Genomic DNA, 7,234 nt, shown 5'->3' with positions numbered 1-7,234 from the left:
TTGCTCGATACATTCAATCAGCTCATTAAACTGATTGATTTGCGTGATCGGCTGCGCTTGAGCCAGTTCTTCTGGTGTTCCATAGCCATAACTGACCGCAATGGTATCAATTCCATGAGCACGTGCACCAACAATATCATATTGACGATCACCGACCATTACACAGTGCTGTGCATTCAACTGTTCTTGCTCAAGAATATAAGCAATTAAATCTGCTTTGTTGGTACGTTCGCCAGTCAACTCACTACCATGTATTTCTGTGAAATATTGATCCAACTCGAAATGCACCAAAATTTGTTTCGCATAGACTGTTGGCTTAGCTGTTGCTAAAAATAATTGATAATCTTGTTGTTTTAGTTTGTAGAGTGTCTCAGCAACATTTGGATAGACTTGATTTTCAAATAATCCGATCACTGCAAAACGTTCACGATAGGCTGCGAGTGCTTGCTCAGCCAACTCATCACTTTGGGAGTTTAACAATCTCGCCAAGGAACCTTTTAATGGTGGTCCAATCGTCCAATCCAAATCTACTTCATCAGCTATTGGACAACCAAGTTTCTCTAGTGCAAAACGAATTGAACGATGAATACCTTCTTTGGGATCAGTTAAAGTCCCATCTAAATCAATTAAAATATTTCTGATCGTCATTCGCTCAATCTCTTACAGCCTTACATAACATAGTCGAGAGTTTCTCGAAACTTACATATACTAGCGTAATTGAGAGAACAAAAGGAAATTGCTGTGCGTCCTACCGTACTATGTTTTTCAGGTTTAGATCCTTCAGGTGGTGCTGGTCTACAAGCAGATATAGAAGCCATAGGACAAAGCGGTGCACATGCGGCAATTGCTTGTACAGCTTTGACAATACAGAACTCACAACAAGTATTTGGTTTTGAAGCAAGTTCAAAAGAATTGCTGTTAGCTCAAGCAAATGCTGTGGTTGGAGACTTACCTATCAAATGTGTAAAATCTGGCATGTTGGGCACTACCGATAATATTGCTGCATTAGCTGAATTTTTAAGAGCACATGCTGATTATCAATATGTACTTGATCCTGTTTTAGTCGCAAACAGTGGTGGCTCACTAGGTGATCAAGCAACATTAGTAAAGGCATTTGTTGAGCTAATTCCTCTCGCGACTGTGATTACCCCCAATACAGTTGAATTGAGAGCTTTAACTGGTGTGGATGATATTGAACTCGCTACTCTGAAATTATTTGAAATGGGTGCTAAAGCAGTTTTAGTTAAAGGTGGACATGAAGATACTCCTGACCATATCCGTAATGTTCTCTATGCTGATGGGAAAATGATTGCTGAAAGCCGTTGCCCGCGTTTACAAGGTCAATATCATGGTTCAGGCTGCTCTTTGGCAAGCTTCATTGCTGGACGTTTAGCCTTAGGTGATTCACTAAAAATAGCGGTTCAGCATGCTGAAACATGGCTATTTGGTGTATTAAAAAATGCTGAAACACCAGTTCCAAATGGGCAAAAGATTCCAAAACGATTTTGATGTTTGAAATATTGAATATATTTCAATGAATAGTTATAAAAAAAGGCGCTGAATGCGCCTTTTTAAAACCCACAAATTATTGCGGAATACGCAATACCTGACCAGGGAAAATTTCATCAGGATCTTTTAACATCGGTTTATTGGCTTGAAAAATTTTAGGGTATTGGTTTGCATCACCATAAACTTCTTTTGCAATCTTAGACAAATTATCCCCTGATTTTACTGTATAGAACTTACTTTCAGGTTCTGGAACTTCAACAGTCATTTGATCATCCACCTGAGCAACATGATCAATATTACCAACGGCAAGAACTATCTTTTCTTTATCTGCTTGGCTTTTGACTCCCCCTTTAATAATGGCTGTATCGGTATTTCCATTGTAGGTTACTGATAAACCATCAACACTAAGACCTAAACTTTTAATCAAACCTAATAATTTATTGGCAATTTCTTGAGCTGAAGGCTCAGCAGGCGTTGCTGGTGCTGGCTGAGGTTCTGCTGGTGCTGTATTTTTTTTACCAATGCCTTTAACAAAATCAAAAATACCCATTTTTTATTTCCTCTGTAATTATTGATTAAGCATAGTCAAAACAGACTTACAATTAGTTATACCGAAAAAATAAAGCATGCGAGTTTCAATTTAACGAGGTCTTGTAAATATATGTATATGCAGTAAAACTGATTTTAAGCTTTCACATTTATATATTTTTAAATATAAAAAGCCACCTTGCGGCGGCTTTCAATTAGTTCAAAACTTGAAGCAATTTAAGCATTTTCTCCCACAATATTGGTCATATAATCAATTGCAGATTGAACGGTAATAATTTTCTCAGCCTCTTCATAAGGAATTTGAGTACCAAATTCTCCCTCAAAAGCCATAATGAGCTCAACTACAGCCAATGAATCAGCGCCTAAATCATCTGTAAAGGATGCATTTGGTAAAACATCTTCTTCATTTACACGAAGTTGCTCAATAATGATCTCTTTAATACGGTTTGCTATATTCATAAAATTCCCTTTTGTTGTTATGGTTTAATAAATTATTTTAAATAGCATAAACTTTGTACACTCAAATAAATTATTTTCATATTTATAGTTTATTTTTTTTGTAAGATATTTTTACATCTATTCATATGAAAAGTTGAACATATAAAAAAGCCACCGAAAAAGGTGGCTTTTAATCATGTGATATGATTAACCAAGTTTCTTAGTTACATAATCAATTGCAGATTGAACTGTAGTGATTTCATTTGAATCTTCATCTGGAATCGTGATGTCAAAATCATTTTCAAAAGACATTACAAGTTCAACCAAATCTAAAGAGTCAGCACCTAAGTCATCCATGAAAGATGCTTCGTTTTTAATCTCTTCAGCACGCATACCTAATTGTTCAGCTACTGCTTGTTTGATGCGTTGTTCGATATCGCTCACAGGAATTCTCCTCATTGCTTGTGGCGTTTTAATTTGCCACTAGTTTAATTGAATATAAAATTTTTTAAAAGTTTATACATCGCCAGTTAGGCCATGTATAAACCACCATTTACGTGTAAAACTGTACCAGTAATGTAACTAGCTTTATCGCTTGCAAGGAAACTCACTGCATGCGCAATATCTTGAGGCTCACCTAGACGATTTAAAGCTACTTGATCACTCATTTTTTTACGAACATCTTCGCTTAACTGATCAGTCATTTCAGTCGCGATGAATCCAGGTGCAACACTATTTACAGTAATCTGACGGCTGCCCATCTCTTTAGCTAAACTACGACTGAATGCTTCAATCCCTGCTTTTGCTGCTGAGTAGTTGGCTTGGCCTGGATTTGCAAAATGTGCAACCACTGAACTAATGTTAATAATTCGACCAAAACGTGCTTTAGTCATACCTTTCAAAACACGCTTCGAGAGACGGTAAACAGCTTTGAGATGAATATTGAGAATATCGTCCCAATCATCTTCAGACATACGAAGTAACAAATTATCTTTCGTAATCCCAGCATTGTTCACTAGAACTAAGACAGAACCGTATTTTTGCTCGATATCTGTTACCAGTGCATCAATCGCTTCACCATTTCGAACGTCAAGTACAGCACCCGCACCGTTCTCAGCAAAGCTTTCTGTCAGTTTTTGCGCGCCTGATTCAGAAGTCGCGGTGCCAACTACAAAAAAACCGTCTTGAATGAGCTGCTGTGCAATTGCTGCGCCAATGCCTCGGCTAGCTCCTGTCACTAACGCAACTTTTCGTTGTTGTGTCATGCAATTTTTCCTTCTGCCACTAATACTGCGTTTAGGGCATCTTCCATACGTGCTTTGCTATCAATCGCAAATGCTTTATCTATGTTCGGTAATCGCTTCGCAAGATTACTCAGTACAGTCCCAGGTCCACATTCGACCACATACTGAATACCCTGATCTTGCAGATATTGCATGGTACGAGTCCATTGCACTGACTCATACAACTGAGCCGTTAATGCCTGACGCAATTGAGCAACATCTGTCGCAATTTCCGCGTTGACATTTTGTATTACAGGAAGGCGTGGTAGCTCAATGGCAGTTTGTTCCAAAGCTTCAGCAAACTGTTCTGCTGCTGGCTTCATTAATGAGCAATGTGAAGGCACAGATACTGGTAGCGCAATGGCTTTGCCTGATTGCTCCTTTGCAGCAGCGATAACCTGTTGGACTAAAGTCGCAGTTCCTGCAATCACAACTTGACCTTGCGCATTGTAATTGGCAGCTTCAACTGAACCCTCGCCATTTGCTGTCGCAGCTTGGCAAAGCTCAACCACTTTCTGATCATCAAGACCTAGAATTGCAGCCATAGCACCTGCACCTTGAGGAACTGCATTTTGCATGAGTTTCCCACGCAAATTCACGAGTTTTACAGCATCTCCCAATGTCATCGCTTCCGCAGCAACTAAAGCACTGTATTCACCTAGAGAGTGTCCTGCCAAGTATTTTGGTACTACACCACCTAACTCCAACCATACGCGCCATAACGCGATACTAGCGGTTAATAAAACAGGTTGTGTATTTTCAGTTTGATCTAAACCTTCTCCGCTTTGCGCGATATGCCATAAATCAAAACCTAGTGCATTTGATGCTTCATCAAAGGTCTCTTTGATCACACCAAACTGCTCAGCGAGTTCAGCCAGCATACCTACTTTTTGCGAGCCTTGACCTGGGAATACAAATGCGGTTTTTGTTGCTTGAGCTGCCTGCTCAAGTCGTTTAGTCGACATATAAAAATCCTTAAAATGGTCTATTGCCAGTTTCATCATTTCTCATGATTCTACATGAGAATAGCAGCAGACTTTTTCTCGATGCGGAAATTTAACATTGATTAAATCGTTTTATAATTGCGAAAAACAACAAAAAAGGGAGCTTTCGCTCCCATTTTTTCTATACTTTAAGCTAACGCTTAATGCATATGATTCAATTATTCAGCATCAGCTGCTTTAGCGAATAATTGACGACCACGGTAAATACCGTCTTTAGTCACGTGGTGACGACGATGAGTTTCACCAGTAGTTTGGTCTACAGATAATGCATTCTCGGTTAAAGCGTCATGTGAACGGCGCATGTCACGGCGAGAGCGACTTTTACGGTTTTGCTGAACGGCCATGATGGCTCCTTACAAAGATCGAAAAAATGGATCAGAACAAATTCAGTTGTCTTAACTCAACATTATAACACAAACTATGAGTTAAGTTTACCCTTCAAACTTGCCAAAACATCAAACGGGTTATCCCGCTTCTCTTCGACAACGTCCTGAATGGTAGGTCGATGTTTTAACTCACAAGCATCATGCTTAGGAGATAAAGGCATCAACAATAACAGTTCATCTTCTAGTAATGCGAGCAAATCGATCGAAGCAGGTGTATCAATATCACCTTTTTTCGTTGACTCACTTTCACCTAAAACGATGAAATCAGCATCCTCATCCAAGCGCTCTATCAGTGACTCATCATCGATTAAAGCTAAATGAAAATCTGATACAAGTTCAGTTTCAACGGTATCCAGACAACGCTGGCATTCCATCGGAACTTTCGTATCAATATGTCCATCTAACCATACAATGCGATGATATGCATCCATTGATAGCTTACAGTCTATGTTGATCAATTGATCATTAATTGATCCAACAGCTTCACGAGCGATACGAGCAAAGCGAGACAATGGCAGTGTACCTGACCATGTAAAGCCTTGTTCAGCCCATTTAAACGGCTCAATCTGTGCCGGAAAGGTATTTGCTGACATAATTAAGGCGGCAATTCTACAAATTCATCGGTACTCTGTCAAAGATTAAGATACAATTTTGCACTTCTTTAGACAGAACTCGGGGTAAATTAAGCAATGCACCTGTTGCAGCCGCAACCTGAAGTAACAACTTCATCACTTGTTAGCACCCATTCAACTGATCTACCTCGATTGATACCAGATCAAGTGCAACGCTCATCTTGGCAAAAGTTAACAACTGAAGTAGAACATGTTGATTGGCTCATTTTACACTTTAATCACTGGTTTTCCCACCATAATGTCACATTAGTTAAAGGTGATTTTGAACCAGAATATTTCCCAGCGACAGATCAGCTACCTGGACGAATCCAATTTGCTCATGGTTTTTTTAATAGTGCCTTACATGAAATTAGTCATTGGACGATTTCAGGGGAACAACGTAGAAAGTTACCTGATCTAGGTTATTGGTATGCACCGGATGGTCGAACTGCGGAACAGCAAGCGCTTTTTGAACAAGTAGAAATCAAACCCCAAGCGATTGAATGGTTATTTGCAACTGCATTTGGTCGAAAGTTTCGTGTCTCTTTAGATAACTTAACTGGTGAAGGTGGTGATGGTGCTTTGTTTAAAGACAATGTTTTTAATCAAGTAAAACGTTTTTTTTCAGGTGAGTCTAAATTACCTCGTGATGCTGCACACTTCATTTATTACATCTGCTTGTGTACGCGTAATGGACGAGCATTACAACTTGATGAATTTAAACGTGAATCGCTTGATTGATTGACAAAATTATCACATCTGAGACTTGCATCCGCCCCTTAACACGTTTCATACTTAATTCAGCCATAAAGATCAGGGAGTTATAATAATGTTGCACTTACATATTCATCCTGAAAATCCGCAGGCACGTTTAATCACTCAAGCTGTAGATCGTATACGTGCAGGTGATGTGGTTGTTTATCCAACTGATGCTGCTTATGCAATTGGTTGCCAAATTGGAAATAAAAATGCCATGGAGCGAATTGCACAGATTCGCGGTCTAGGCCCAAAACATCAATATGCGATTATGTGTTGTGATCTATCTGATATTGCAACCTATGCAAAAGTTGATAATGCAATGTATCGACTGCTTAAAAATAATACGCCTGCTGTAACCACCTTTATTTTGCCTGCAACCAGCGAAGTTCCAAAACGTTTGATGCATCCTAAGAAAAAAACCATTGGTTTGCGTATTCCTAGCAATCCCATCGCACAAGCGTTGCTAAAAGAGCTCGGCGAACCACTACTCACAAGCACCCTGATTCTTCCTGATCAAACAGAACCACTAGATGATCCTTATGATATTGAAAATCAACTCGGCAAACGCATAGATGTATTTATTGATGGTGGTTTCGGTACATTATCCACCACTAGTATCGTGGATTTATCTGGAGAAAACCCTGAGATCGTACGTCGTGGTGTTGGAGATGTGAGCGCGTTTGAATAATAAAGAT

The 7,234-nt window shown here is 39.3% G+C and carries 11 protein-coding genes; 3 read left to right on the top strand and 8 right to left on the bottom strand.

All coding sequences use genetic code 11. The features are described 5' to 3' along the window. Positions 1-648 (bottom strand): HAD-IA family hydrolase (locus IRT38_RS07175; protein WP_194597318.1); only part of this gene is annotated, 648 nt, incomplete at its 3' end. Between the two features lie 93 nt (positions 649-741). On the opposite strand from IRT38_RS07175, the gene IRT38_RS07170 reads away from it, so the two are divergent. Then, positions 742-1,509: a hydroxymethylpyrimidine/phosphomethylpyrimidine kinase gene (locus tag IRT38_RS07170; protein ID WP_194597317.1), complete on the top strand. Its 768-nt coding sequence runs from the start codon at positions 742-744 to the stop codon at positions 1,507-1,509. 76 nt (positions 1,510-1,585) lie between these two features. Here the strand turns inward: IRT38_RS07170 and lysM are convergent, their stop codons facing one another. From lysM to IRT38_RS07135, 7 genes are all read right to left on the bottom strand, one after another. After that, positions 1,586-2,059: a peptidoglycan-binding protein LysM gene (gene lysM, locus IRT38_RS07165; RefSeq protein ID WP_194597316.1), complete on the bottom strand. Its 474-nt coding sequence runs from the start codon at positions 2,057-2,059 to the stop codon at positions 1,586-1,588. A gap of 215 nt (positions 2,060-2,274) precedes the next feature. After that, entirely contained in the window at positions 2,275-2,517 is a 243-nt protein-coding gene (acpP, locus tag IRT38_RS07160) for an acyl carrier protein (RefSeq protein WP_004682864.1), read from the bottom strand. Positions 2,518-2,703: 186 nt separating this feature from the next. Beyond that, on the bottom strand, positions 2,704-2,940 hold the full coding sequence (acpP, locus tag IRT38_RS07155; RefSeq protein WP_004655272.1) for an acyl carrier protein: 237 nt from the start codon (positions 2,938-2,940) through the stop codon (positions 2,704-2,706). An 86-nt stretch (positions 2,941-3,026) separates the two neighbouring features. Further along, positions 3,027-3,761 (bottom strand): 3-oxoacyl-ACP reductase FabG, encoded by a 735-nt coding sequence (gene fabG, locus IRT38_RS07150; protein WP_004682865.1) that lies wholly within the window; start codon positions 3,759-3,761, stop codon positions 3,027-3,029. After that, on the bottom strand, positions 3,758-4,744 hold the full coding sequence (gene fabD, locus IRT38_RS07145; RefSeq protein WP_039047459.1) for an ACP S-malonyltransferase: 987 nt from the start codon (positions 4,742-4,744) through the stop codon (positions 3,758-3,760). Before fabD ends, fabG begins: the two co-directional genes overlap by 4 nt. 197 nt (positions 4,745-4,941) lie before the next feature. Continuing rightward, positions 4,942-5,127: a 50S ribosomal protein L32 gene (gene rpmF / locus IRT38_RS07140; protein WP_004638135.1), complete on the bottom strand. Its 186-nt coding sequence runs from the start codon at positions 5,125-5,127 to the stop codon at positions 4,942-4,944. A gap of 74 nt (positions 5,128-5,201) precedes the next feature. Then, positions 5,202-5,762 (bottom strand): YceD family protein, encoded by a 561-nt coding sequence (locus IRT38_RS07135; RefSeq protein ID WP_004952618.1) that lies wholly within the window; start codon positions 5,760-5,762, stop codon positions 5,202-5,204. A gap of 96 nt (positions 5,763-5,858) precedes the next feature. Between IRT38_RS07135 and IRT38_RS07130 the strand changes: the two genes are divergently transcribed. Beyond that, entirely contained in the window at positions 5,859-6,521 is a 663-nt protein-coding gene (locus IRT38_RS07130) for an elongation factor P hydroxylase (protein ID WP_194597315.1), read from the top strand. Positions 6,522-6,609: 88 nt separating this feature from the next. Then, the gene (locus IRT38_RS07125) at positions 6,610-7,227 is read left to right on the top strand and encodes an L-threonylcarbamoyladenylate synthase (protein ID WP_004914027.1); all 618 of its coding nucleotides are present in this window, start codon (positions 6,610-6,612) and stop codon (positions 7,225-7,227) included. Positions 7,228-7,234: the final 7 nt, after the last annotated feature.

This window comes from Acinetobacter sp. SK-43 (genome assembly GCF_015351505.1).
GTDB lineage: Bacteria > Pseudomonadota > Gammaproteobacteria > Pseudomonadales > Moraxellaceae > Acinetobacter > Acinetobacter junii.
The sequence above is the reverse complement of the archived record's forward strand: the minus strand, read 5'-3'. Positions and strand labels throughout refer to the sequence as shown.

Coding starts and splice junctions, on each gene's coding strand:
- rpmF (WP_004638135.1), bottom strand. CDS start 5,127: ATGGCCGTTCAGCAAAACCGTAAAAGTCGCTCTCGCCGTGACATGCGC.
- lysM (WP_194597316.1), bottom strand. CDS start 2,059: ATGGGTATTTTTGATTTTGTTAAAGGCATTGGTAAAAAAAATACAGCA.
- IRT38_RS07130 (WP_194597315.1), top strand. CDS start 5,859: ATGCACCTGTTGCAGCCGCAACCTGAAGTAACAACTTCATCACTTGTT.
- IRT38_RS07125 (WP_004914027.1), top strand. CDS start 6,610: ATGTTGCACTTACATATTCATCCTGAAAATCCGCAGGCACGTTTAATC.
- fabD (WP_039047459.1), bottom strand. CDS start 4,744: ATGTCGACTAAACGACTTGAGCAGGCAGCTCAAGCAACAAAAACCGCA.
- acpP (WP_004682864.1), bottom strand. CDS start 2,517: ATGAATATAGCAAACCGTATTAAAGAGATCATTATTGAGCAACTTCGT.
- fabG (WP_004682865.1), bottom strand. CDS start 3,761: ATGACACAACAACGAAAAGTTGCGTTAGTGACAGGAGCTAGCCGAGGC.
- IRT38_RS07135 (WP_004952618.1), bottom strand. CDS start 5,762: ATGTCAGCAAATACCTTTCCGGCACAGATTGAGCCGTTTAAATGGGCT.